The 24,331-nt window shown below is 45.6% G+C and carries 23 protein-coding genes; 17 read left to right on the top strand and 6 right to left on the bottom strand.

Annotation, left to right across the window (positions count from 1 at the left end; genetic code table 11):
- The first annotated feature begins 10 nt into the window (after positions 1-10).
- From ACMQ5W_RS12655 to ACMQ5W_RS12640, 4 genes are all read left to right on the top strand, one after another.
- Positions 11-739 carry a creatininase family protein gene (locus tag ACMQ5W_RS12655; RefSeq protein ID WP_148494506.1) on the top strand — a complete coding sequence of 243 codons (729 nt, stop codon included), beginning with the start codon at positions 11-13 and terminating at the stop codon, positions 737-739.
- Positions 740-754: 15 nt separating this feature from the next.
- Positions 755-1,438 carry an RraA family protein gene (locus tag ACMQ5W_RS12650; RefSeq protein ID WP_148494504.1) on the top strand — a complete coding sequence of 228 codons (684 nt, stop codon included), beginning with the start codon at positions 755-757 and terminating at the stop codon, positions 1,436-1,438.
- A 15-nt stretch (positions 1,439-1,453) separates the two neighbouring features.
- Complete coding sequence (gene nhaC / locus ACMQ5W_RS12645; RefSeq protein ID WP_419025475.1) at positions 1,454-2,866, top strand: Na+/H+ antiporter NhaC; 1,413 nt, start codon at positions 1,454-1,456, stop codon at positions 2,864-2,866.
- Between the two features lie 129 nt (positions 2,867-2,995).
- A complete protein-coding gene (locus ACMQ5W_RS12640; RefSeq protein WP_419025474.1) occupies positions 2,996-5,041 on the top strand; it encodes a sigma 54-interacting transcriptional regulator in 2,046 nt (681 codons plus the stop codon).
- Positions 5,042-5,064: 23 nt separating this feature from the next.
- Here ACMQ5W_RS12640 and ACMQ5W_RS12635 read toward each other — a convergent pair whose 3' ends face one another.
- Together ACMQ5W_RS12635 and ACMQ5W_RS12630 are read right to left on the bottom strand one after the other, a co-directional pair.
- Complete coding sequence (locus ACMQ5W_RS12635) at positions 5,065-5,976, bottom strand: pseudouridine-5'-phosphate glycosidase (protein ID WP_419025473.1); 912 nt, start codon at positions 5,974-5,976, stop codon at positions 5,065-5,067.
- A gap of 15 nt (positions 5,977-5,991) precedes the next feature.
- Positions 5,992-6,930, bottom strand: coding sequence for a carbohydrate kinase family protein (locus ACMQ5W_RS12630; protein WP_419025472.1), 939 nt, complete (start codon positions 6,928-6,930; stop codon positions 5,992-5,994).
- Between the two features lie 129 nt (positions 6,931-7,059).
- On the opposite strand from ACMQ5W_RS12630, the gene yeiL reads away from it, so the two are divergent.
- On the top strand, positions 7,060-7,743 hold the full coding sequence (gene yeiL / locus ACMQ5W_RS12625) for a transcriptional regulator YeiL (protein ID WP_419025471.1): 684 nt from the start codon (positions 7,060-7,062) through the stop codon (positions 7,741-7,743).
- A gap of 18 nt (positions 7,744-7,761) precedes the next feature.
- Complete coding sequence (locus tag ACMQ5W_RS12620) at positions 7,762-8,553, top strand: carbon-nitrogen hydrolase family protein (protein ID WP_419025470.1); 792 nt, start codon at positions 7,762-7,764, stop codon at positions 8,551-8,553.
- Between the two features lie 65 nt (positions 8,554-8,618).
- Here ACMQ5W_RS12620 and ACMQ5W_RS12615 read toward each other — a convergent pair whose 3' ends face one another.
- The 4 genes from ACMQ5W_RS12615 to ACMQ5W_RS12600 all read right to left on the bottom strand — a co-directional run bounded on the left by ACMQ5W_RS12615 (position 8,619) and on the right by ACMQ5W_RS12600 (position 12,171).
- Complete coding sequence (locus ACMQ5W_RS12615; protein WP_419025469.1) at positions 8,619-9,644, bottom strand: YeiH family protein; 1,026 nt, start codon at positions 9,642-9,644, stop codon at positions 8,619-8,621.
- A 150-nt stretch (positions 9,645-9,794) separates the two neighbouring features.
- Complete coding sequence (locus ACMQ5W_RS12610) at positions 9,795-10,448, bottom strand: potassium channel family protein (RefSeq protein ID WP_419025468.1); 654 nt, start codon at positions 10,446-10,448, stop codon at positions 9,795-9,797.
- A 21-nt stretch (positions 10,449-10,469) separates the two neighbouring features.
- A complete protein-coding gene (locus ACMQ5W_RS12605; RefSeq protein ID WP_419025467.1) occupies positions 10,470-11,810 on the bottom strand; it encodes a TrkH family potassium uptake protein in 1,341 nt (446 codons plus the stop codon).
- Positions 11,811-11,844: 34 nt separating this feature from the next.
- Positions 11,845-12,171 carry an ArsR/SmtB family transcription factor gene (locus tag ACMQ5W_RS12600; protein ID WP_067533424.1) on the bottom strand — a complete coding sequence of 109 codons (327 nt, stop codon included), beginning with the start codon at positions 12,169-12,171 and terminating at the stop codon, positions 11,845-11,847.
- A gap of 247 nt (positions 12,172-12,418) precedes the next feature.
- On the opposite strand from ACMQ5W_RS12600, the gene ACMQ5W_RS12595 reads away from it, so the two are divergent.
- From ACMQ5W_RS12595 to orr, 11 genes are all read left to right on the top strand, one after another.
- A complete protein-coding gene (locus ACMQ5W_RS12595; RefSeq protein WP_148494483.1) occupies positions 12,419-13,810 on the top strand; it encodes a sigma-54 interaction domain-containing protein in 1,392 nt (463 codons plus the stop codon).
- 290 nt (positions 13,811-14,100) lie between these two features.
- Positions 14,101-15,159 (top strand): 2,4-diaminopentanoate dehydrogenase, encoded by a 1,059-nt coding sequence (gene ord, locus ACMQ5W_RS12590; protein WP_419025466.1) that lies wholly within the window; start codon positions 14,101-14,103, stop codon positions 15,157-15,159.
- Between the two features lie 91 nt (positions 15,160-15,250).
- Positions 15,251-15,550 carry a 2-amino-4-oxopentanoate thiolase subunit OrtA gene (gene ortA, locus ACMQ5W_RS12585; protein ID WP_067533415.1) on the top strand — a complete coding sequence of 100 codons (300 nt, stop codon included), beginning with the start codon at positions 15,251-15,253 and terminating at the stop codon, positions 15,548-15,550.
- Entirely contained in the window at positions 15,550-16,956 is a 1,407-nt protein-coding gene (gene ortB / locus ACMQ5W_RS12580; protein WP_148494480.1) for a 2-amino-4-oxopentanoate thiolase subunit OrtB, read from the top strand. Before ortA ends, ortB begins: the two co-directional genes overlap by 1 nt.
- A gap of 17 nt (positions 16,957-16,973) precedes the next feature.
- Complete coding sequence (locus ACMQ5W_RS12575; protein ID WP_067533409.1) at positions 16,974-17,336, top strand: ornithine aminomutase subunit alpha; 363 nt, start codon at positions 16,974-16,976, stop codon at positions 17,334-17,336.
- 11 nt (positions 17,337-17,347) lie between these two features.
- Positions 17,348-19,555: a D-ornithine 4,5-aminomutase subunit OraE gene (oraE, locus tag ACMQ5W_RS12570; protein WP_419025481.1), complete on the top strand. Its 2,208-nt coding sequence runs from the start codon at positions 17,348-17,350 to the stop codon at positions 19,553-19,555.
- A 337-nt stretch (positions 19,556-19,892) separates the two neighbouring features.
- Positions 19,893-20,450, top strand: coding sequence for a cyclase family protein (locus ACMQ5W_RS12565; protein WP_419025465.1), 558 nt, complete (start codon positions 19,893-19,895; stop codon positions 20,448-20,450).
- 1 nt (position 20,451) lies between these two features.
- Positions 20,452-20,922: a GNAT family N-acetyltransferase gene (locus ACMQ5W_RS12560; protein WP_419025464.1), complete on the top strand. Its 471-nt coding sequence runs from the start codon at positions 20,452-20,454 to the stop codon at positions 20,920-20,922.
- 12 nt (positions 20,923-20,934) lie between these two features.
- Positions 20,935-21,363, top strand: coding sequence for a PaaI family thioesterase (locus ACMQ5W_RS12555; protein ID WP_419025463.1), 429 nt, complete (start codon positions 20,935-20,937; stop codon positions 21,361-21,363).
- Between the two features lie 39 nt (positions 21,364-21,402).
- Entirely contained in the window at positions 21,403-23,142 is a 1,740-nt protein-coding gene (locus tag ACMQ5W_RS12550) for a GlmL-related ornithine degradation protein (protein ID WP_419025462.1), read from the top strand.
- Positions 23,143-23,166: 24 nt separating this feature from the next.
- Positions 23,167-24,255, top strand: a complete 1,089-nt coding sequence (orr, locus tag ACMQ5W_RS12545; RefSeq protein ID WP_419025461.1) for an ornithine racemase Orr — start codon at positions 23,167-23,169, stop codon at positions 24,253-24,255.
- Positions 24,256-24,331: the final 76 nt, after the last annotated feature.

The following is a 24,331-nucleotide window of genomic DNA, read 5'->3' as shown; positions in this document are numbered from 1 at the left end:
GAGGAATAAAATGAGACTGAGAAATCTGAGTTGGAAGCAGTTTAAAGAACTGGACAGGGAAAAACCGGTTATCATACCGACAGGTGCTATCGAAGTCTACGGCCCCCATCTGCCTATGGGCGGTGATGCGATCGTAGCTGAGAAAGTGGCCGACATGATTGGCGATAAACTGGACCTTTTGATTACGCCGACCATTGAAATGGGCGATTCTCTGTCTTTACTGACCCCGGAATTCCCTGGCACCATGGTCATCAAACCAGAACACTTTAAGGGTTATCTGGAAGATGTCTGCTTGAGCCTGATTCGATGGGGTTTCAAAAAAATTTTCTTTCTGAATACTCATGTCAGCAATGTCTTTATGATTACCCAGTTGGGATGGGAACTGGAAGATCAGTACCAAATTCGCTGCGCATCTATGGATTGGTGGAGATTCATTCAGCCCTACTGCGAAGGTGTATGCGAATATAGCGGTATGATGGCACACGGTCATGCAAGCGAGGCGGGTACCTCAGTTTTAAAGTATCTCACTCCAGAGCTGGTTCATGACGAAGAGGCTGTTTGCACTTCGGAACTTTTCGAAGATAAATTTCCGGAGTTTAAGCAGTATATCAAGTTTGACAAGTATACTGACACGGGTACGCTGGGAGACGCAACAAAAGGAACAGCTGAGAAGGGGAAAGTGATTGTAGAACGCAGCGTCAATCGGATCGTTGCATTTATCGAAGAGTATTATAAGTAAGATGGAGGCAGAGAGATGAACATAATAAACACAAAAGTGAGACGGCTGGATGAAGCTTTGATTGAAAGATTCCAAAAAATCAGCCCCAGTGAACTGGGACATGCTCTGGAATTCGGTTTCATGAACAATGAAATTAAACTATTAGATAGGGAAAGCGGCATTTATGTCGTGGGTACGGCAATTACTGTGCGTATTCCGGCAACAGACTCTACTATGGTGTATAAAGCTATGACCTACTCAAAGCCGGGGGATATATTGGTTATCGACATGCAGGGAGAGAAACGTCATGCCTGCTGGGGTGAAATGACAACTCTGACAGCAAAACGTTTCGGATTGGCGGCCGTCATTGTAGATGGTCCCAATACGGACTCAGAAGAAATCAGAGCCAATGGATTTCCGGTGTTTTCTAAAGGCCAGTCTAACCTGACCACCAAGATTTCGGGATTTAAGGGCGATGTCAACGTACCAATCTGCTGCGGCGGGGCTGTGGTCTGCCCTGGTGATTTAATTCTAGCCAACAAAGATGGCATCGTCGTCATTCCCTTTGATTTTGCCGACAAACTGATAGAACTAGCGGAAACCTATGAACGATATAATGAAATTGACAAAGAAGGATTTGCCAAAAATCTGCCTTTGACAGAAATCATGTCTTTTGAGAAGAAGATTGCAAAGATGGAAGATGTATATTACCTTGAATAAAGGGAGGAAATGAATATGGAAAATACGAGAGAAAAGAAAGTTTCCGTGGCAATGGCGGCAGTCGCAATGATCGCCTTGGCTCTGGTGTTGATAGGTGGGTTCATCGTCTTGCAGATTTCTACCCACGTGGTCTTTCTGTTGGCAATCCTGGCAATGGGCATCATTGCATTACTCAGCGGATTTACGAAAGAAGATCTGCAGGACTTCTTCGTTGAAGGCTGTAAGAATGCAGTGCTGGTAGCTTTAATTCTGATGACGGTGGGAACAGTAATTGGGTCCTGGATTGTATCGGGCATCGTGCCGACTATCATCTACTATGGTCTGGAAGTTCTGTCACCCAAGGTTTTTCTAGTAGTAGGCTTTTTTATCTGCTGCATCATTTCCTTCTTCGTAGGCAGTTCGTATTCGGCCATTGCTACCCTGGGGGTTGCTTTTATGGGTATTGGCCTTGGACTACACATTAATCCGGGACTGACAGCTGGTATGGTAGTATCTGGAGCGATTTTTGGCGATAAGATGTCGCCCTTTTCAGATACAACGAATCTGGCACCAGCAGTGGCGGGGACAGATATTTTTAAACATATCAACTCCATGCTCTATACAACTGTGCCAGCTACTGTTATCGCAGCCATCATCTATACGGTCATCGGTATTAAAATTGGCGGCGAGGCCATGGATACATCGGCTATAGACGCAATCAATGATACGCTGCGCACCCATTTTAATATCAATCCTCTGCTCTTAATCGTGCCACTCCTGACGATTGTTTTAGCAATTAAAAAGATGCCGCCGTTGATTGCCCTGCTCCTGGGAGCAGTTGCTGGAACTGTCGCAGCCTTTATTTTCCAGATGGGCCATTATGACTACCAGGTGATTTTCAACGCCTTAGGCAACGGATTCTCGCTGGAGAGCGGCAACGCAGATGTGGATCGGCTGCTGAACCGCGGAGGCATCATGGGGATGATGAGCACTTCTTCCTTAGCACTGCTGGCTTTGGGTCTTGGTGAAATTCTGCAGAGAATGGGCGTGTTATCTGTCATTCTCAGCAAGATGGAAGTCTTTATCAGAAGTCCAAGATCTTTAGTGCTGACAACCTTGGCTACTTGTCTGGTTACGACCATATTGACCGCAAGCCAGTACATTGCAATTCTGCTGCCGGGACAAGTGATGAAGGAAGCCTATACGAAGCAAGGTATTGATAAACGTGTTCTTTCGCGAACCTTGGAGGACGGCGGTACGATTTTTACCTTTTTGATTCCGTGGTCAACCACTGGCATCTTTGTTTCCGGAGTTCTAGGTGTGGAGGTTTTGCAATATGCGCCCTATGCATTTCTGGCAATTCTCTGTCCTTTGATCGCTATCTTCTATGCTTGTACAGGGATTGCGATTTTTAAGGAAAAGAAATTTGCTAGAGAAGAAGTGATATAAAAAGATGCGGACAGCAGTCGGGTCTTTCCCAGACTGCTGTTTTTGTTGTATAATGGTTCCACGGTCGTATTTTCAGAGGAATCGTCATGACAAAATGATTCCATGGAGAGGCAGGGAAAGGAAACAACAATGAAGAGGATTATGGTAGTGGCTCTATATAAGGGGATCAGCGAGTACTATGGCGAATATCTGAAAAAAGTGTTTGGAGAGTTAGCGGAAATAGAAAATTATTACATCGAAAATAATTCTCTGGAGTTGAATTTTGATGGCGATCTGATTGTGACTTCATCTAATATTCTTTATGAGCATGTGAAGCGGCTGAACCGGCATCAGGTGGAGACGATCGTCATGAGAAGGACCTTTGCCAAGGAAGGATTTGAAAAGCTGAAACAAATCGACGACGACCGCGAAATATTCTTTGTCAGCAATTTCCACGAGATTGCTGTAGAATGCGTATCGAAGCTATATGAACTGGGAATTAAGAACTTGAAGCTGATTCCTTACAACACTTACTCGCCTTACGATGAAGGAACTTCTGGAGTTAAAACCGCAGTGATCGCTGGAAAAACGGAACGAATTCCGGCTTTTATTGAAGAAATTATTGATATTGGGGACAGAATCATCGACCTTTCAACTATTGCAGATATTGGAGCGATATTGGGACTGTCCAACAAAAAACTTTATCAGATATTGGATGCCTATAAGAAAGAAATCGTCTATGCTGATTACGGCATCAGTCAGATGCTCAGTGATTCCAACGATGTTAAAAAACAGCTGCGGACCATCCTGCACTTTACCAACGACAGTATTATCGCGACTGACCTCTCAGGTTATATTACAGAATATAACGAGGCAAGTGAACGAAACTTCGGATTGCAAAAGCAGGCGGTTCTCGGCAAGAACATTTGTGAGATTTTCCCGGAAATCCGTATCCAGGATATCATAGATCAGAAAAAAACTGTGACGAATGAACTGGTTACCATTCGCCATATCACATATGTCATCAACAAGTATGGTATCTACAGCGATGAGGGGATGCTTGCCGGTATCGTCATTTTTGGTCAGAAATATTTAGAATTGGAAAACGAACGAAATCAGTTGAAATCAAAGCTGATTCCGCGAGGTCATGTAGCGAAATACACGATGGATAGCGTTCTCGGCAGCAGTAAAGTCATTCAAGATTTGAAAAAGGTAGCTGTAAAGATGGCTAAAAGTGTCAGTACGGTTTTGATAACGGGTGAGAGTGGTACGGGGAAAGAAGTATTTGCACAGGCAATTCACAATGCTTCTAGCCGGAAAGACTTTCCTTTTATCGCTGTCAACTGCTCCGCGCTGGCTGCCTCCCTGTTGGAATCTGAACTTTTCGGATATGAAGAGGGCGCGTTTACCGGAGCGAAGAAGGGCGGCAAGCTGGGGCTCTTCGAGATGGCAGACAAAGGGACCATTTTTTTAGATGAAATCGGTGAGATGCCATATGAACTACAGGCAAAGTTGCTCCGAGTGCTCATGGAACGAGAAGTCATGCGCATTGGCGGTATGAATGTAATCAAAGTAGATGTGCGAATCATCGCTGCGACAAATAAGAATTTGCTGCAGCTGGTTGATGAAGGCCAGTTCCGCGAAGACCTGTATTATCGAATTAATGTTCTGCCGCTCCCGCTGCCTCCTCTGCGAGAACGAAAAGAGGATATTCCGCTGCTAGTCAAGGCTTTTCTGCAGGACTTTGGGGGAGAAAAGCATTTAACGCCCAAAATTCTCAAAGTGCTCAAGGCCTACTCCTGGCCGGGCAATATTCGAGAACTGCATAATTGTATCGAGTATATGTACCAGCTTTCTGATGATGAGATTGTGTTGGAGGACGTGCCCAAAAATATTCGCGGCTTTGGAGGAATCGACCCAGCTATGGATTTTGCCTTGGATGGAAAAGAGCAAGTGGTATTGCGGGCTGTGGAACATTTCAACAGTGAAGACCAACCTGCAGGAAGAAAAAATATCCATGCATATCTGCTGGAAGAAGGATGGAAAATTGCGGAGCAGGATATTCGCTTTATCTTAAAGAATCTGGAAGCAAGGGGGTTGGTGGAAGTCAACAAGGGAAGACGAGGGACCAGAATCACAGCGGTAGGGCAGCAAAATCTGCATAGAAATAAAAGAAACCCTGCTTCTCATCAATGAGGGCAGGGCTTTTCTTTGGATTGTTACAGTGTGCTGTAAGCCACAGCAATCTTTGCTGCTTCTCTGGCATTGTGGTAAGCCAGCTGCAGGTTGGAGGCCAGGGAGACGCCGTCGGTGTATTCCTTGATGTGGGCGAGGAGGAATGGCGTTGTCGCCTTGCCGTGGATGCCTTCTTCCTCAGCGGCTTTTAGAGCCTTATTGATAACCGCTTCCATTTCATCGTAGTCTAGTTCATATTCTTTTGGAATCGGGTTCGCTATCACAGAACCGCCCTTCAGACCCAGATCCCATTTTGCCTTCATGACTTTTGCCACAGTTTCTTCGTCAGGGGCATTGTAGTCTACGCCGAAACCGCTTTTCCTGCAGTAGAAGGCAGGGAAGTCATCTGTCTTAAGACCGATGACAGGCACGCCCATGGTCTCTAAGTATTCCAGCGTGAGACCGATGTCCAGCAGACTTTTAGCACCGGCACAGATGACGGCGACAGACGTATTTGCCAGCTCCTGTAGATCGGCAGAGATATCCATAGTGGTTTCCGCTCCGCGATGAACGCCGCCGATGCCGCCTGTAGCGAAGAAACGGATGCCTGCCATTTCTGCCAGCATCATGGTGGTTGCTACGGTGGTGGCGCCAGTCTGACCTGTTGCCAGACAGATCGCTACATCTCTGCGGCTGACTTTTGCAACATTTTCAGCCTTGCACATGATCTCAAGCTCCTCCGGCGTGAGACCAACACGGAGTTTTCCGCCGATAATGGCTGTAGTCGCCGGGACAGCACCTTCTGCCCGAATGATCTCCTCTACTTTATGTGAAAACTCCAGATTTTCCGGGTAGGGCATGCCGTGGGATAGAATTGTGGACTCCAGTGCTACCACCGGTTTTTTTGCTTCCAGAGCAGCTTTTACTTCTTCTGTGATACTTAAGTATTCGTTCATTTTGTTTACCTCTCTTTATATATTGTTTGCAATTGTCTCTTTTAGCAGCGATTCAGACATGTGTGGGTTAATTGTCTGCTCACTGAGAATGGCTAGCGTCGATACGGTCATAGCAGTTGTCAAGGTATCGTCAATATCGAGATCGTGAATGTAGGCATAGAGAAGCCCTCCCAGGAACGCATCACCCGCACCTGTCGCGTTGGCAATCTGATCTAAAGGCCGTGGCTGCCGAAGTTTTGTGATACCCGAATGGTCCTGATAATAGACGCCGTTTTTGCCCAGACTGATGAAGACGCGTCTGACTCCGCAGTCGATGATACGGCATGCAGCCTGCTGCAGATCGTCAAAGGTTCGAATCTTCACACCTGATAAAATCTCCGCTTCTAACAGATTGGGCTTCAGCGTATGGATGCCGTCAAGACGACCAGCCAGTTTTTCTGCATAGGTGGTAGACACCGGATCAGCAAAGACGGCTGTTTTACCGCAGTAGGTCTGAAGGAGATAGTCGATGGTCTCTTGTGGAAGACCAGTATCAAAGGTAATCGCTGCCGCATTTGCCAGCAATTCTCCTTTTTGCTCCAGGTGAGCCGGTGAAAGGCTTTGCAGTACATTCATGTCTGATACTGCGATATTCATCTCACCATCTCGATTGTGGACCGACAGATAAGTGGAACTGACTTGTCCGGAAAAAGCAAAAAAATGCTCTGTAGACAGGCCGGCATTCTCACAGGCTGTGCGAATCAGCGTGCCAAAATAATCATCTCCTGTAGCGGTTATAAATTTGACTGGAAGACCCAGGCGGCATGCATTTTCGCTGGCGTTGTGGGTTGCTCCACCAATGGAAATTTTAATCTGTCCTGGATTGGAATCCTCGGATACCAGAGGTCTTTTGCTCCGTCCCATGACATCGACATTGACAGCGCCTACGCCAACGACGTAAGGTTTTGCTTTCATATGAAATCCTCCTGCACAGGCGGCCGATGCGGACGCCTTTCTTGCCCCTAGTATAGCAAAGAGGATTGCGAAAAAATAGGACATATGGCATAATAAGGACAGAAATAATCAGAAAAGACGGGGAATAGAATGAAAATCAGTGATCAGACAACTAGGCTGCAATATATTGCCAAATATCCCATTCAGGACTTGTTTTCTGTACCGATAGAAGATTTTTTGGAAGTACATCTTTTTCAGAAAGGTGAATACATCTGTGAAGAACTGATGGTGCCAGAACGGCTCTACTTCGTGGCAGAAGGAAGGGTTAAGCTGTACGTGATTCATCAGGACGGCAATGTGTCTCTTGCCCAATACTATGAAGCAGGTGATATTCTTGGCGAACTGGAATTTCTCGGTATCCGCACCCAGTCGCAGTCCATTCAGGCCGTAGAAGCGTCTGTTTGTCTGGCATTGTCCTTCCATGAGCATAGGGAACTGATTCTCTCCGACGCAGTATTCCTGCGAAATCTGAGCAAGCTGATTGCAGAAAAAATGCTTCGCAGTGTGAGCAAGCTTGTGGCTACACAGTCGTATCCGTTGGAAAACAGAATGGCCGCCTATCTCATTGAAAAGGAAGAGGAAGTGGGCAGAGGAAATTGGATCAGAGTATCTTTGACAGATCTTGCCCAATACCTGGGAGCCAGTTATCGCCATTTGTCGCGTGTCATCAAACGCTTTGACGAGGAAGGCTGGATTGAAAGAGAACGCGGCCGGATGCGGGTCCGCAACTACAAAGCCTTAGAAGCGAAAGCATCGCAGATGCAAATAGAGTAGGAATGGGGGAAATACCGAATGAGCACGATCAAAGTAATGGCAGTCCAGGTAGGATGGACGCCGAATAAAGAGGAAAACTTGAGGCGGGCACTTGATCTCATTGAAAGAGGATTTCAGCAGTACGGTCAGGCAGACATCGTCTGTCTGCCTGAATTTTTCTATGAAAGCCCTACTTACAAAAACAGAGAGACTGTTGGTGAGCCTCTCGAAGGTGCTTTCTATCAAACACTTTCCCGCTGCGCTGCTGCACATCAAGTCAATATGATAACGGGAACTTTTCCCCAGAAAAAAGATGGCAAACTCTACAATACCTGCCTCGCTATAGACCGTGGCGGCAATTTGCTTGGAGAGTACAGCAAGGTACACCTCTTCGATGCCCTTGATCGTAAGGAGTCAGACTATCTGACAGCGGGAAGAAGGTACGGTATTTTCGAGTTCGACTGTGGCAAAGTGGGTGTGGCGATCTGCTATGAGGTGCGCTTCTGCGAGTATTTGAGAACTTTGGCCTTGCAAGACATCGACCTGCTGGCGATTCCAGCCATGTTTTACCGCCCGCGGCAGGATCAATGGGATCTGCTGGTCAGGGGTGCAGCGCTGAACCATGTGCTTTATGTTGTGACTGCCAATCAATACAACAAACACTGTTTCGGCAGAAGCCAGATTATTGACCCTTGCGGTCTGCCTTTGGCGCAGGCTTCTGATAGAGAAGACGTCATTTTCACCTGCATTGATACGGCATATCAAAAGCAAATGAGGGACGACTTGGCGGTTTATGAGAACCGGGTGCCAGAGATGTACGACATAAAGTAAGTATAAGTGAAAGTGCAGACCACACTTTTGTGAAAGCGGGCCTGCACTTTTTTAATGGAACCAGTCTATACTAAGCCGAGGAAATTCTGCAAAATAAGGCTGACACCCGTGATGCCAATCCAGCAGCATGCACCCATGGCAATTGGCTTGCCGCCGTTTTTAACCAGCTTGACGATGTTGGTGTTCAGTCCGATTGCTGCCATAGCCATGATGATGAAAAACTTGCTCAGCTCTTTGATGGGCGCAAAGAAGGAGGCCGGAAGTCCGAAGTGGATGGCGGTCGTGGTGATGATGGATGCGCCGATAAAAAACAGGATGAAGAATGGAAAAACCTGTTTTAGTGCAACCTTCTTTTCGCTTTCCTCATTTCTTGTGCGCAGGAACGCTAGCAGGAGGGTGATGGGAATGATGGCTAAGGTTCTGGTCAGCTTCACGGTCACAGCCTTATCCAAAGTGGCTGATCCCAGGTTCCACATGCTGTCCCAGGTGGCCGCTGTAGCAGTGACAGAGGAAGTGTCATTCACAGCTGTCCCTGCAAAGATACCGAAGGCTTCGCCGGAGCCAGTGTCAAAGCCTATCAGCTGCCCGAAAGCGGGGAAGAGCAGGGCTGCCAAGACATTAAAAAAGAAGATGACAGAAATTGCTTGAGCGACTTCTTCTTCGTCTGCTTCAATGACCGGAGCCGTTGCTGCGATAGCAGATCCGCCGCAAATGGAAGAGCCGACGCCAATTAAAGCCGAGGTCTTCGTGGGAATCTTCATCGCTTTGTGGAGAATGTAGGCGATGAGCAGTGAAACCGATATCGTGCATATGATAATCGGCAGGGATTGCTTCCCTGTTTGGAGGACGATATTGAGATCCATGCCGAAGCCTAATAAGATAACTGCCCATTGCAGAACTTTTTTTGATACGATTTTGATGCCTGGCTCGTAGGAAGCCTTATCCTTAAAAAATAGGGTGACAATCATGCCAGCCAGTATCGCGATGACGGCGCCGCCGATAATGGGAAATACACCGCCTAGAAACCAAGAGGGTATGGCGATAGCCAGGCAAAGCAAAATACCCGGTCCGTTCTTTCTCAGTAAATTCATATTGTGTTTTGTTCCTTTCTAAATTTGATCGTAAGTGCATTATAAAACAACAATATGATAATGTAAAATTATAAAAAATGATAAAATAATAATATAAATTTATAGTAAAAGATGAGACTGTAAAAGCCTCCTCTCTGCATTTTTCATTCTTTATAATTTCTTCGCAATCAGTTCGTGGAAATTCTTTTTATCTCCCGCGACAATCAAGTGCTGATCCTCAGAAAAGTAATACTCCTCTTTGTCGAGAGGAAGAATTTGATCGTGGCACTTGTATGCGATAACGTTGACATGATATTTTTTCCTTACATTGATCTCGGTCAGAGAGCGGCCGATCCAGGACTTTGGTGCTGCGATTTCAAAGATGCCGTAATGCTTACTCAGCTCGATATAGTCAAAGGCGTTCTGCGCGCTGTACTTCATAGCTGTTCGGATGGCCATATCACGCTCCGGATAAATGACGTCATCTGCACCGTTCTGTAACAGAAATTTGGCGTGAAGATCCTGGTTGACCTTTGTGACAATCTTGTGGGCACCCAGTTCCTTTAAAGTCATGGTGATGACTAAAGACGACTCCAGGTCATTACTGATACAGACAAAGCAGAGATCAAAGTTGGCGACACCTAAATCTTTCAACACCACTTCGTCTGTACAGTCTCCGATTTGGGCTGAAGTCACATAAGGCGCTATCTTGTTTACTACCGCTTCGTTTTTGTCGATAACCATCAGTTCGTTGCCCAGATCTGCCAGGCTTGTTGCAAGATGGCGGCCGAAACGTCCAAGGCCGATAATTAGTATAGAACGCATTTTATTTTCTCCTTTATATCATTAACCGATTGTGATCTTTTCTTCTGGATAACTGATCTTCGGTATAATCTTTCTTCTGGCGATCGCCATAGCGACTGCGATACTGCCCAGTCTGCCGCAATACATTAAAATGATGAGGCACAGCTTTGAGAATGTACCTAGCGCGGGCGTAATTCCCATAGTCAGTCCGACCGTTCCCATGGCGGACAGAGATTCAAAGAGACAGCTTTCAGCTGTAAACGACGGATTTGCGACTAATAGGCAAAAAGTACACAACAGGACTGCCATAACGTAGGAAGCGATGCTCGAAAACGCCTTTCTTTGGGCCTCTGCGGGCAGCCTGCGTCTGAAAATACTCAGATCCTGATAGTGCTTTGCATAAGAGTACATGGAAAGAAGCAAAGTCGCGAAGGTAGTCAGCTTGATACCGCCGCCAGTCGAGCCGGGGCCAGCGCCGACAAACATCAGAAACATCGTTAAAAACCTGCCGGCAGTTGACATATCTGCATAATCCACGGAAGCGAAGCCGGCAGTTCTCGGCGAAACAGATGCAAAGAAAGAATTGAGAACCTTATCTGCAGTGGGCATTTCCCCGAAAGAATTGGACCCCTCTACAAAGTAGAAAGCAAGTGCTCCGAACAAGATCATGGAAAATGTAAAGAACAACATGATTTTGGAGTGAAGCGCATATTTCCTGAAGTGGAATTTGTGATCCACGATGTCTCCCCAGACGATAAAACCGATACCTCCGGTGACAATCAGCGTCATGACCGTAATGAGCAGGACGGGGTCGTCAGAAAACTGTGTCAGGGAACTTCCGGGATCAAATCTTCCCAGCAGATCAAAGCCCGCGTTACAGAAGGAAGATACGGAATGAAAGACGCCGTACCAAAGTCCCTGCCAAAATCCAACCTGGGGAATAAATTTAAAGGAAATAATTAATGCTCCCAGTCCTTCAAAGAATAAAGTACCGAAGAGCATTCTCCTTATAGTTTTTACTACGCCTCCAATATGGAGTGTGCCTATGGATTCCATCAGAAGAGAACGCTGAAATATGGTGATCTTGCTTCCGATTAAGAAGGAGAAGGTCATAGCCATACCCATGAATCCAAGGCCGCCGATTTGTATGAGCAGTATGATGATGAATTGTCCTAAAAAGTTAAATTGCGTATACGTGTCATAAACTGCCAGTCCGGTTACACATGTGGCCGACGTCGATGTAAACAAGCCGTTGATAAAGGGAATGCTTTCGCCGCTCTTATTACAGAGAGGGGAGGAGAGCATAATACTTCCCATTAAGATAAGCAGGCCGAAACCGATTGCCAGAATTTGAACCGGAAATAATCTTATGTGTCTTGACATAAGTACCTCCGAATTTCTCTATAAATTGTTGTATTCACCCTATTATAGAATATTTTTTTGTAATGTCAATATATTGCATCAAAACTCCTAAATTTGCATAATAATAAGAAAATTTGTCTTGCTTTTTTACCTCGATCAGACCTGCGTCGACAAGTTTTTTGACATGCTGTGAAATCGTTGCCTGGGCGTAATCAAAGTTTGCCACAAGATCTTTGTTGCATACTGTTTCCATTGACTTATTACATTGCATAATATATCTGAAAAGTTTCAAGCGGACAGGATGGGCCAGCGCATCAGAAACTCTTGCAATCAATTCTATGTCTTTTTCTTCGAATAATTCTTGATCTTTTCTTATTCTCATAGTATTCCTCCATTTACAACAAATAGTCAAATACCAATATACAATAAATTTGTCAGTTTTTCAATAAAAATGTAGATGCAAAATAATTTGCATATGCTTCAATAATAGTGTAAAATAGTATTTGACATACGACTAACGCCTAGCTGCGCACTACGTTTGCAGGGCGTTAAAGCATAAGGTCTGCCTAACCAAATCAAAGATTTGGGGCAGAACCATTATACGCATAGCGTTTGGGAGGTACAAGCTATTGAACGCAGAAGGATATAAGAAAATTATCGAAGAATTAATCAAATTAATCGACGCAGGTGTATATGTAGTAGACCAGGATGGAATCGGTCTGTTTTATAATCGAGCTATGGCAGATATGGAGCAGATCAATATGGAAGACGTCATGGGGAAAGAGTTTCATAAGGCGTTTCCAGGGGTCAGGCTGAACGAGAGTACCCTGTACCAGGCACTGAAGAAGAACGTAGCCACGAAGAACAAGCAGCAGACCTATAAGAACCTGTACGGCAAGGAAATTACCACGATTAACAGCACGGTGCCAGTCATTGAGAATGGCAGAACCATTGCAGCAGTAGAGGTGGCCAAGGATATCACCAACATCCGTTCTATGAGCGATACGATTTTGAAGCTGCAGGAGAAAAAGATAGAACCTCATGAGGTAAAGCCGAAGATCAGGCAATATACTTTCGATAATATAATAGGAAATAACCCGCAGTTTGTTTCCGTTCTTGAACGGGCAAAACGAGCCGCAGACAACAATGCATCGGTTTTCATTTACGGAGAAACAGGAACGGGAAAGGAACTCTTTGCACAGAGCATTCACTACGCCAGCCGCAGGAAGAACAAACCGTTTCTGGCGCAGAACTGCGCAGCTCTGCCAGAATCTCTGCTGGAGGGAATTTTGTTCGGGACCTCGAAGGGTGGGTTCACTGGAGCGGTTGACCGAGCAGGATTGTTTGAACAGGCCAACGGAGGCACGCTGCTGTTAGACGAGATCAGCGCGATGCCGTATGAGCTGCAGAGCAAGCTGCTCCGCGTGCTGCAGGAGGATTATATCCGGCGCGTGGGCGGAACGACTGATATCCCCATTGATGTGCGAATCATTGCTACAGTCAACGAATTCCCAGAGAAGTTGATTGAAGAAGGAAAGCTGAGAAAGGATCTATACTATCGTTTAAATGTTGTGAGCATTGCAATTCCGCCACTGCGCAACAGGTTGGATGATATCCCTCATTTGACGGAAAAGCTTCTGGCAAAACACAATGAACGCTTTGAGAAAGAAGTATGGATGGTGTCAGAAGGTGCCATGGACAGGCTCTGCGAATATGATTATCCTGGCAACGTCAGGGAACTGGAGAATGTCATCATGCAGTCTGTCGCTATGGCAGATACGGAGCATGTGCTGACGGAGAAGCTCCTGCAGATGCCGATGCAGGTGAAAGCCATCGGAGCAGATGTTGAAAAATGGGATAGAAAGGGGCCTCTCGATCAATATCTGGCCAATTTAGAGGAAGAAATCATCCGCGAGGTTATGATTACAGAGGGAGGAAACATCTCGAAAACTGCTGAAGTTTTAAAGATCAAGCGGCAGACCCTGCAGCATAAGCTGAAAAAGTACGGAATAAAAGGGTGAAATGCAAATATATTTGCATTAAAAGTGCCCGAAAATTTGCACTTAATTTTTGATGGTTACAGTGTTCCTAAAATCTATGTGATTACTTTTTGGTAATCTAGTGATATTTACCAAAAAATGGACTGAAATTTGTTTGTTTTTATTAAAAACTGGCAATTAAAGTATGTTGTATACACAAAAAGCGTTGGCACAGAAGTTGCTTTATATATAAGCATCGCGTGCAAGCCACGCAAAATTTAAAACTAATGGTTAATGTTTATTAATTTTTATGTAAAAAGGAGAGAAAACTTATGGAAAATGTAAAAGTAATTATTTGGGGACTTGGCGCAATGGGCGGCGGAGTTGCAGACATGCTTCTGACGAAGAAAGGTGTTGACATTGTCGGCGTTGCTGGAAGAGGCAAGAAAATCGGTACTTCCATGTTTGACTACATAAAGACTGAAAAAGGCGACAGAGAAGACGTTCTGATTCAGGCTGCTGAAGACGTAATTAAACCAGGTGCTGCTGATATCGTTATCCTCTGCACAGACTCTTTCACAAAGAATGCTTTCCCTAGACTGAAGTTCATCATGGAACAGGGAATCAACGTTATCACTTCCGCTGAAGAGATGGCATACCCTGCTGCACAGAACCCAGATCTGGCAGAAGAATTAGATAAGATTGCAAAAGCTAACGGCGTATCTTGTCTCGGAACTGGTATCAACCCAGGACACATCATGGACCTGTTAGTATTAGTTATGACAGGATGCATGACAGACGTAAAACACATCCTTTCCAAGAGAGTTAACTCACTGTCACCGTTCGGACCAGCTGTAATGGAAGAACAGGGAATCGGCATCAGCCCTGAAGAATTCATGAAGAGAAAAGCAGACGGAACTATGGCTGGACACGTAGGATTCGCTGAATCCGTAGGAATGATGGCTGAAGGACTGGGACTTTCCGTTGAAGAATTTGCTCAGGACATGAGCCCGATTACTACTGATGTTGACAGAAAATCTCCTTATGGATTTGCTGCAGCAGGATCATGCGCAGGCGTATCCATGACAGCAGATGCTAAGCTTTGCAACGGCATGGAAATCCGCATGGAGCATCCACAGCAGATCGAACCTGAACAGGTTGGCGTTCAGACTGGTGACTATGTAATCATCGAAGGAACTCCAGCAGTTAACATGGTTAACAGCCCAGAAGTTGAAGGCGGCTTAGGAACAATCGCAATGTGTGCAAACATGATTCCGCAGGTTATCAATGCAGAACCAGGACTTCACACTATGATCACTCTTCCTATTCCAAGAGCTTTAATGGGTGACGTAAGAGACAGAATCTGCCCAGACAAGAAAATCGTAAAATAATTAACAAATAGAAAGATATCAGGGCACGCTTAGTTTCGGCTGGGGGTGCCCTGACAATCTGCGTCAAGTAACAAAAAATTTGGAGGTAGAAATGGCAAAAAAAGGCGATTGGGTGCGCATTCATTCTGTAGTTTTAAAGGCTGCAGAAAGAACTGCTAAAATCCCTGAAGATACACAGAAATGTGACTTAGAAATGTGGACCAAAGGCACTCTGCAGGAAGATGCAGAAATCGGAGATGAAGTAACTGTAGTAACAGCAGCGAACCGTACAGAAAAAGGAACTCTGATTGAAGTTGGCCCTTACTATACTCATAGCTACGGCAAATTTGTCCCTGAGATCATCGAGATCGACAAGCAGCTGAGAGAGATTATGTTTGGAGGTGACAAATAATGGCATTAGCAAAAGATTACGATTCCGTAATGGCGAGATCAAATGATATTATGAAAAAGGCACTGGGACTGGACTACAACGAGTTTGAGTCTGGCACCATTGCATTCGACTATGAAGCACTGATGAAATCTACTGGCTACACTTTGGAAGAAGTCGCAAAGATTCAGTCAAGAACAGCAGTTGGTAATACACCACTGATCGAGTTGAGGAACTTATCCGCACTTTCCAGAAAGTATGCAAAGCCGGGATATGGTGCAAGAATTTTTGCAAAGGATGAAGCTGCAAATGCTTCAGGAAGCTTTAAAGCAAGAAGAGCTGCCTGCGCAGTTGCTCATGCGAAGAAGTTAGGATACAAAGGTGTTATGGCTGCAACTTCCGGTAACTATGGTGCAGCAGTTGCATCCCAGGCAGCAATGCAGGGATTGGAATGCATCATCGTACAGGAATGCTACGACTCTCACGGAGTTGGACAGCCGGAAATCGTTGAAAAAGCAAGAAAGTGTGAAGCTTACGGCGCAGAAGTCCTGCAACTGACTGTAGGACCTGAATTATTCTATTCCTTCCTTTCTGTTTTGGAAGACACAGGATATTTCAACGCTTCCCTTTACTCACCATTTGGTATCGCAGGTGTAGAAACACTGGGATATGAAATCGCAATGCAGTGCCGCGAAATCGTTGGCAAAGACCCGGATATGGTCGTCTGCACAAATGCTGGCGGTGGTATGATGACTGGTACAGCTCGTGGATTGCTGAAGGCTGGCTGTGTTGATACACAGATGGTTTCCGCTTCCATCGACTTGACTGGATTACATATGGCTTCTGACGAACAGTTCAACAAGAAGTCATGCACAACAGGACACACTGGATTCGGCGTACCTTATGCAACAGATCCTGACCACTCAGACGTTCCTCGTTCCGCAGCTAGACCGCTTCGTTACATGGATCGTTATGTTACAGTAAAACAGGGTGAAGTTATGTACATGACAGAAGCGCTGGCAAACCTGGAAGGTATCGAAAGAGGACCTGCAGGAAATACTGCGCTTGCAGCGGCATTCTCACTGGCTCAGGAACTACCAGAAGATGCAGTTCTCGTAATCAGTGAAACTGAATACACAGGCGCTGGCAAACACATCCAGCCACAGCTTTCCTTCGCAAGAGAAAACGGAATTGAATTCAAATTCGGCGATCCACAGAAGGAAGACAAACCAGGAGAAAACATCGTATTCCCTAAGGATCCAAGCTTTATCAAGTGCGAAGATGCTGATATCGATCGTTTCAGAAGATCTCTGATCAACAAGGCTTGTAAGAGAGCCGGCATCACAAATCCAAGTGATTCCGACATCCAGTTCTTAGCTGAAGAAACAAAAACAAATGCAGATTTCGTAAAGAAAACTTTAGGACTTTAGTATAAAGGAGAAAAAGAATGAAAAGAGCAGACGATTTCCAAGAAAGAAGAAAGCATATTGCTAATCTTTCTGACGAAGAACTTTACAACAGATTCTGGGAACTGACAGAACAGGTTGTTGAACCTCTTCTTGACCTCGGAAGAAAGAACACTACTCCTTCCGTAGAAAGAGCAGTATTGCTGAGAATGGGCGTATCCTCATTAGATACACAGAAGATCGTAGAAGGATGCATGGACAGAGGACTTATGGGTCACGGAACTGGCCATGTTGTATACAAATTATCAAAAGAGAAGAACATCTCCATCAGAGAAGCAAGTGAATTACTGGCAAAAGGTGAATGCTGGGATGAAGTAACTGCAATGTTCAAAGGAGGTAAATAAAGATGGCAGACATGATTTTAAAACCAAATGAAAAATTGGATGTTAGAAACATCTTGAAAGACCTCGACAAATATGAACCGAGAAGAAAAGGATGGGTTTGGCGAAAACCAGCTCCAAATCTAAAGATGGGACCTTTTGAGTTCCATGACGTTTCCGAACCTCTGAAGAACAGCGTTGGCCTTCCGCCTGCAAAGTTCTTTGAGAACATTGACCCACAGCCGCTTCCAGTTATCACCACTGAAATCGCTTCCGGCAGATTTGAAGACGATATCAGAAGAATGAGAATGGCTGCTTGGCATGGCGCTGACCATATCATGGTTATCAGACATATGGGTCAGTCCCATATCGACGGACTGATGGAAGGTACTCCACAGGGTATCGGCGGTATTCCTGTAACTAGAAAACAGGTCAGAGCACAGAGAAAGGCTCTGGACATCATCGAAGATGAAGTTGGTCGTCCAATCAACTATCATTCCTATGTTTCCGGCGTTGCTGGACCTGACGTTGCTGTTATGTTTGCTGAAGAAGGCATCAACGGCGCTCACCAGGACCCTCAGTACAACGTACTTTACAGAGACATCAACTGCGTAAGATCTTTCGTAGACGCCTGCGAATCAAAGAAGATCTTAGCATGGGCTGACATTTTGCAGATTGACGGTGCACATAACGCTAACGCAACTGCAAGAGAAGCATGGAAGGTAATGCCTGAACTGATCGTTCAGCACGCTATCAACTCCCTGTTCTCAGAAAAAGTTGGTATCAAACCAGAAAACATCGCATTATCTACAGTACCTCCTTCAGCTACTCCGGCACCTTGCATGTACCTGGATCTGCCTTATGCAGTAGCACTCCGAGACATCTGTGGAAGATATAAGATGAGAGCACAGCAGAATACAAAATACATCTGCTCATCAGTAAGAGAAGCAACAGTTACTCACGTAATGAACATGTTCATCTCCAAGCTGACAAGCGCTGACATCCAATCCACAATTACTCCGGACGAAGGAAGAAACGTTCCTTGGCACATCTACAACATGGAAGCCTGCGACAACGCAAAACAGGCTCTCATCGGCATGGATGGTCTGATGGAAATGGTTGAACTGAAGAAAGACGGACCTCTGAGAGAGAATGCTAGAGACATCAAAGAGAGAGCATGCCTGTTCATGGAAGAAATCATCGAAGTAGGTGGATACTTCCAGGCTGTCAAAGAAGGATTCTTTGTTGACTCCGCTAAATATCCAGAAAGAAACGGTGACGGCATCGCTAGAAATCCAGAAGGCGGCGTAGGTTATGGATACATCTTCGAGAGAGAAGACGATTACATGGCTCCTGTTACAGCTCACTTTGGATATAATAACGTAGAGCAGTACGGCGGAGATCCTGCGGATCCAGCAGCACTGATCGGCGGATGTACTTTCGAAGACAGAAGCAAGATCGTATTCATCGATGAACTGGATGAAGAAGACAATGTAAATACAAGACTTGAAAAAGTGAAAAAATATCTGGACGGCGAAGCAATCAAGCCAGAAATGGAATGGTGTGCTGACGGAACAATCATGATTACCATGATGATTCCAGCCAACGCTAGAACTGCTGAAGCTGCAGCTGTTGAAATCGGTAAGAAGTTAGGTCTGGAAGAACCTGTAGTAACAAGCAAAGAAGTGATGCAGGAAGCAGAAGGAACTAGAATCGAGATGAAGGGTAAACTGACCTTCGACGTAGATCCTTCTAACCTGGAGATTCCACCTGAACCACATCACCTGGACGACAAGACTCTGTATGATGAATTCCAGAATCATGACATGGTAGTCGTTTGCGGAACTGTCGGCGAAGACGAACACTCCGTAGGACTTCGTGAGATCATCAACATCAAGCACGGCGGAATCGAAAAATGGGGAATCAAGGTAAACTACCTCGGTACTTCCGTTCCAGTAGAAAAGCTGGTTGATGCTGCTGTAGAATTGAACGCTGACGCAATCCTCGCTTCAACGATCATTTCTCACGACAACATTCACTACAAGAACATGAAGAGAATCAACGATCTGGCAGTGGAAAAAGGTATCAGAGATAAGGTTATCATCTGTGCAGGCGGAACCCAGGTAATTCCTGAGGACGCTGTGAAGACTGGTATCGACGCTGGATTCGGAAGAGACTCCCACGGTATCGACGTAGCTACATTCCTCTGCGAAGAGGCTAAGAGACGCCGCGGCGAAGAGTAAGCTTTGCGAACGTTGCCTTTTTGCCCCGGCTTTAGCCGGAGCGGCAAAACGGACAGCGGAAGGAGCGAAGCGACTGTAGGAGTGAGCTTTGCGAACGCTGCCTTTTGCGCTTATGGCTTTGCGCCCATAGCGCCCTGTGAACTTTTGACCTGGAGTCGTCGTTTTTACAGGACAAAAGAGAGCACTTCATAGAAAAAGGTAAATGAAGCCTAATTGGGGCGGGCAGTCAGCCCGCCCTCTTTTAAATTAGCAGAGTGGTGCGGTCACTTGATGAATCAATTTTCAGAGAGGCTTTTTGGCTTTTGTGCAAATTGATTGTTTGAAAGGAGAGCAGTGAATGTTAATAGATGTAACCTTAAAGATCACGCCCAAAATGGTAACAGATGCGCAAGGGAACGAGAAAAAGGCCTTAGTGGGTCATCTGGGAACCCACTTTGATGTGATGGACAAAGACTTCCCCTTGGATTATACTAAACGCATAGGAATTTGTTATGATGTGAGTGATATACCTGCGGATATAGAAATCAGCGATCAGTCTGTCAATTTGTCCTTGGTAAAAAAAGAGATGTTCGTCTGCTTTTATTCCGGGTATATGAGAAAAGAAGGGTATGGGTCCAAAGCCTACTTTGTGAAGCATCCGCAGTTGTCAATGAATTTGATCGATCAGCTGCTGGCAAAGGGGGTTTCATTGATCGGTGTCGACTTCGCAGGCGTGAGAAGGGGAAATGAACACACGCCGACGGATCAGAGATGTGCAGAAAAAGGCACGTTCATCATAGAGAACATGGATCATTTAGCGGATCTGCCAAAGGAGAAAGCGTTTGTCATTCACACCTACCCTATGAATTATGAGGGAATGACAGGTTTGCCATGCAGAATTGTTGCAGAGGTGTAACATGTTTACTTACAGGAAGTGTGAAAAAAAGGACGTAGACCTTTGGATTAAGCTGAACAGGGAGTTCATCGCCTATGAGAGTCAGGATGATGATTTGTGGAATGGGATTAACAAGGTGAGCGATCAGCGGTTTGCCCAGACCTTTGAGGAAGCACTGTCTTCCCCGGAACTGATCAGCCTGCTGATCTTTGAAGAAGATGGAGAGCCTGTTGGCTTTGCCAATCTTATGACGATCTTCAGCGTTTGGTCTCACGGCAAAGCACTTTATCTGGATGACTTGTTTATCAGAGAAGCGCATCGAGGAAAAGGCTATGGCAGAAAAACCTTGGAATATGTAGAAGAATTTGCTAAAGAATTAGGCTGTAAGAGAATACAGTTTCATTCCGAAGCAACCAATCCCAATGCCAGGGAGTTTTATACGGCAGTGGGATATGCGCCGGCAGAGATGTATTTTTATGTGAAATATTTTTAGAAGAGGTTAACTATGAACAAAGAACAATGGGAACAGGAAGTTCTCAGATTTGAGGAAGAATACGAAGACGACAGCCCCTTCGACAGAAAACTGGAAAGAGAGTTTTACGGCTGTGATTTTGAGGAACAGAGAATATCCCATCGCTTTCCGGCCCAGCCCTGGCAGAAGAACGAGAGAGGCGACGTCCACGGAGGAATCATCGGCAGTATGTTTGATTCTGCCATAGGATTGACGGCCGTATTTGCGGCAGGATGGCGTGAAGCCACCACCGTGGATCTGAATGTATCCTTTCTGCGTCCCCTTGACAGCGATTCCCACGCCATCATACACACTTATATTGTAAAGAATGGCCGAAGTATCATCAGATTGCGGGGAGAGATGATTTGCGAAGAAAGTGGAAAGCTGGTTGCAACGGCAACCGGCAATTGGTTTCCACTGTAGTTATAGAATAGGAAATATCCAATAAATAGAGGTGATAAGATGAAAGTAGACGTATTAGTAGCCGAAATCGGCTCGACAACCACAGTTGTAAACGCTTTTAAAGATTTGAATACTGACAACCCCATCTTTTGGGCTCAGGGACAGGCGCCGACATCGGTTCTTGATGGCGATGTGAGAATCGGCCTGCAGGGCGCCGTTGACGATCTCTGCAAGAAGATGAACATTGACAGTCTGGAATATGACGAGATGCTGGCAACCTCTTCGGCGGCAGGGGGCTTAAAGATGACCGTGCACGGTCTCGTGTATGACATGACAGCCAAAGCCGCTAAGGAAGCTGCCCTGGGAGCGGGAGGCATTATTCACTATATTACAGCTGGAAAACTGAGAAGGACAGATTTAGCCAAAATCAAGGAAATCAAACCAAACCTGATTTTGATTGCCGGTGGCGTTGATTACGGAGAGAGAGATACGGCATTGGACAATGCTGAGAAGATCCGTGCTCTGGGACTGAATACCCCGATTATCTACGCTGGAAATATTGAAAACCAGGAAGAGATGAAGTTGATTTTCGATGAGGAGAGCGGGCAGAAGCTATATAATGTAGAGAACGTGTATCCAAAGATTGACGACCTCAACGTAGAACCATGCAGAAAGGTGATTCAAGATGCCTTTGAAGAACATATCATCCACGCGCCGGGTATGGAACATGTGAGAGATATGGTCAACGGACCAATTATTCCGACACCGGGCGCAGTCATGGAGTGCACCAAACTGCTCTATGACTGTTTAGGTGATTTGATTGTTTTAGACGTAGGCGGTGCGACCACAGACTTGCATTCTGTGGCAACGGAATCGGATAAAATCGCCAGAATCATGATTGCACCAGAACCAAAAGCAAAGCGGACGGTAGAAGGTGATCTGGGCGTTTATGTCAACAGGATGAAAGTCATCGAGTCCATCGGAGAAGAGCAGATGAAAAAAGACTGTGAGAAGATGGGCATCGATTTAGAGAAAACCTTAGAAAGCTACGTAGCAATTCCGAAAACAGAAGATGAGTTCAAGCTGGTAGAACGGCTGACGAAAGAAGCTGTTCTTAAGGCAGTAGAACGCCACGCGGGCATTATCAGATATATCTATGGCCCATCTGGCAGAAGTACAGTGGCAGAAGGAAAAGATCTGACGCAAGTGAAATACATCGTCGGTACGGGCGGCGCTTTGACGAGACTGCCCCACAGAGTAGAGTTGATGGAAGGGATTGCAAAGCACAACGAGACTGGCATGATGCTGTTCCCAACGGAACATGCTAAGATTTTGGTAGACAATGATTACATCATGGCTTCCCTAGGTGTTTTATCAAAGAGGTACAGAGAAGCAGCCATCAGACTTCTCGAAAAGAGCCTTGACTTTAAATTTCCTGAAAAGAAAGAGCAGGAGTTTACGGTAAACGCGAAGTTTATGGCGGATGTGGATCGTGAATTGGCAGAAGCAAAAGCGAAAGAGGAAGAATACAGGAAACACATTGAGGAATGTGAGGCCATGGGCTACGATATGACAGCCTTTAAGGAGGAAGAGACCATTGGCGGGGCCAGTGCGGAAGAACTAGAAGCCGCAAGAAAAGCGGCGCTGGCGGATGCGGATGAAAAGGCAGAGATGCGCCAGGGCGGCGGCATCAAGGGTAAATGGGCAGCGCAGACGGAAAACGGCGGACAGTATATGGGAGACTGCACTCACGACTGCAAGCACTGCACCAGAAGAAATTGTCCGAACAGAGTAGAATAGAAAGAGATAAAAAGGAGAGAAATTATGTATCCAAAATTGATGATCAACTTGAAGAAACTTGAAGACAACTTAAACGCTTGTGCAACGATTACAAAGGATCACGGCAAGTGTTCTCTGATGATTGTCACCAAAGGGCTTTGTGCAGACAGAGAAATGGTAAAGATGGTAGCAGAAAATCCAAATGTTGATTTTATTGCAGATTCTAGAGTGAAGAATATTGCAGGGTTTGCCGATACAGCAAAGGCTAATGGAAAGAAAACGGTGCTGCTCCGTATCCCTATGCATTGCGAAGTAGCCGATGTAGTGAAATATGTAGATCTTTCTTTCAACTCGGAATTGTCCACCATCAGATTGCTCAATGAGGAAGCAGCGAAAGTCGGTAAAGTTCACGACGTCCTGCTGATGATTGATTTGGGAGATTTACGTGAAGGGATTTTCTTTCAAAATCAAGAGTTGATTTATGAGGCGGTGGAAGAGATTCTCAAGATGGAGAACATCAATCTCTATGGCATCGGTGTCAACCTGACCTGCTATGGCGCCATCATTCCGAAAAACGATAACCTCTCTCAGTTAGTTGCCATCGCTCAGGATTTAGAAAAGAAGTATGATATCAAACTGGAAATGGTATCCGGTGGAAACTCCAGTTCCATCTATCTAGTCGACAAAGGCGAGCTGCCAGCAGGCATTAACAATTTAAGATTAGGAGAGTCCTTCCTACTGGGCAACGATACGGCCTATGAGACAAAGCTGCCGGGGACGGTCAGCGACGGATTGGTTCTGCAGGCACAGATTATCGAACTGAAAGAAAAACCATCTCTTCCGATTGGTGAAGTCGGCGTCGACGCCTTCGGTGAAAAGCCGTACTATGAGGACAGAGGGATCATAAAGAGGGCCATCATAGGTATCGGCAAACAGGATACGGATTTGGGCAGCATGACGCCATGCGATCCCCAGGTGGAAATCATGGGAGGCAGTTCCGACCATATCATCCTCGACGTGACCCACTGTGACAGAGAATACAAGGTAGGCGATATCGTGGAATTTGAGCTGGGATACGGCGGCATGCTGAAGACAGCGACCAGCCCCTATGTAGAGAAAGCTTATATTAAATAGGATGTAATTGAAGAATGAGATTTCGTAAGCAATGTCATTAAGTTAAGCAAAGTGGGACATTAGCAGAGCGACCAGA

Source organism: Emergencia sp. (assembly GCF_048465375.1).
GTDB lineage: Bacteria > Bacillota > Clostridia > Peptostreptococcales > Anaerovoracaceae > Senimuribacter.
This window is presented reverse-complemented; position numbering and strand designations above follow the sequence as displayed.

Excerpts from the sequence above, each read along its gene's own strand:
- ACMQ5W_RS12655 (WP_148494506.1), top strand. The coding sequence starts at position 11 with ATGAGACTGAGAAATCTGAGTTGGAAGCAGTTTAAAGAACTGGACAGG.
- ACMQ5W_RS12650 (WP_148494504.1), top strand. The coding sequence starts at position 755 with ATGAACATAATAAACACAAAAGTGAGACGGCTGGATGAAGCTTTGATT.
- nhaC (WP_419025475.1), top strand. The coding sequence starts at position 1,454 with ATGGAAAATACGAGAGAAAAGAAAGTTTCCGTGGCAATGGCGGCAGTC.
- ACMQ5W_RS12640 (WP_419025474.1), top strand. The coding sequence starts at position 2,996 with ATGAAGAGGATTATGGTAGTGGCTCTATATAAGGGGATCAGCGAGTAC.
- ACMQ5W_RS12635 (WP_419025473.1), bottom strand. The coding sequence starts at position 5,976 with ATGAACGAATACTTAAGTATCACAGAAGAAGTAAAAGCTGCTCTGGAA.
- ACMQ5W_RS12630 (WP_419025472.1), bottom strand. The coding sequence starts at position 6,930 with ATGAAAGCAAAACCTTACGTCGTTGGCGTAGGCGCTGTCAATGTCGAT.
- yeiL (WP_419025471.1), top strand. The coding sequence starts at position 7,060 with ATGAAAATCAGTGATCAGACAACTAGGCTGCAATATATTGCCAAATAT.
- ACMQ5W_RS12620 (WP_419025470.1), top strand. The coding sequence starts at position 7,762 with ATGAGCACGATCAAAGTAATGGCAGTCCAGGTAGGATGGACGCCGAAT.
- ACMQ5W_RS12615 (WP_419025469.1), bottom strand. The coding sequence starts at position 9,644 with ATGAATTTACTGAGAAAGAACGGACCGGGTATTTTGCTTTGCCTGGCT.
- ACMQ5W_RS12610 (WP_419025468.1), bottom strand. The coding sequence starts at position 10,448 with ATGCGTTCTATACTAATTATCGGCCTTGGACGTTTCGGCCGCCATCTT.
- ACMQ5W_RS12605 (WP_419025467.1), bottom strand. The coding sequence starts at position 11,810 with ATGTCAAGACACATAAGATTATTTCCGGTTCAAATTCTGGCAATCGGT.
- ACMQ5W_RS12600 (WP_067533424.1), bottom strand. The coding sequence starts at position 12,171 with ATGAGAATAAGAAAAGATCAAGAATTATTCGAAGAAAAAGACATAGAA.
- ord (WP_419025466.1), top strand. The coding sequence starts at position 14,101 with ATGGAAAATGTAAAAGTAATTATTTGGGGACTTGGCGCAATGGGCGGC.
- ortA (WP_067533415.1), top strand. The coding sequence starts at position 15,251 with ATGGCAAAAAAAGGCGATTGGGTGCGCATTCATTCTGTAGTTTTAAAG.
- ortB (WP_148494480.1), top strand. The coding sequence starts at position 15,550 with ATGGCATTAGCAAAAGATTACGATTCCGTAATGGCGAGATCAAATGAT.
- ACMQ5W_RS12575 (WP_067533409.1), top strand. The coding sequence starts at position 16,974 with ATGAAAAGAGCAGACGATTTCCAAGAAAGAAGAAAGCATATTGCTAAT.
- oraE (WP_419025481.1), top strand. The coding sequence starts at position 17,348 with ATGATTTTAAAACCAAATGAAAAATTGGATGTTAGAAACATCTTGAAA.
- ACMQ5W_RS12565 (WP_419025465.1), top strand. The coding sequence starts at position 19,893 with ATGTTAATAGATGTAACCTTAAAGATCACGCCCAAAATGGTAACAGAT.
- ACMQ5W_RS12560 (WP_419025464.1), top strand. The coding sequence starts at position 20,452 with ATGTTTACTTACAGGAAGTGTGAAAAAAAGGACGTAGACCTTTGGATT.
- ACMQ5W_RS12555 (WP_419025463.1), top strand. The coding sequence starts at position 20,935 with ATGAACAAAGAACAATGGGAACAGGAAGTTCTCAGATTTGAGGAAGAA.
- ACMQ5W_RS12550 (WP_419025462.1), top strand. The coding sequence starts at position 21,403 with ATGAAAGTAGACGTATTAGTAGCCGAAATCGGCTCGACAACCACAGTT.
- orr (WP_419025461.1), top strand. The coding sequence starts at position 23,167 with ATGTATCCAAAATTGATGATCAACTTGAAGAAACTTGAAGACAACTTA.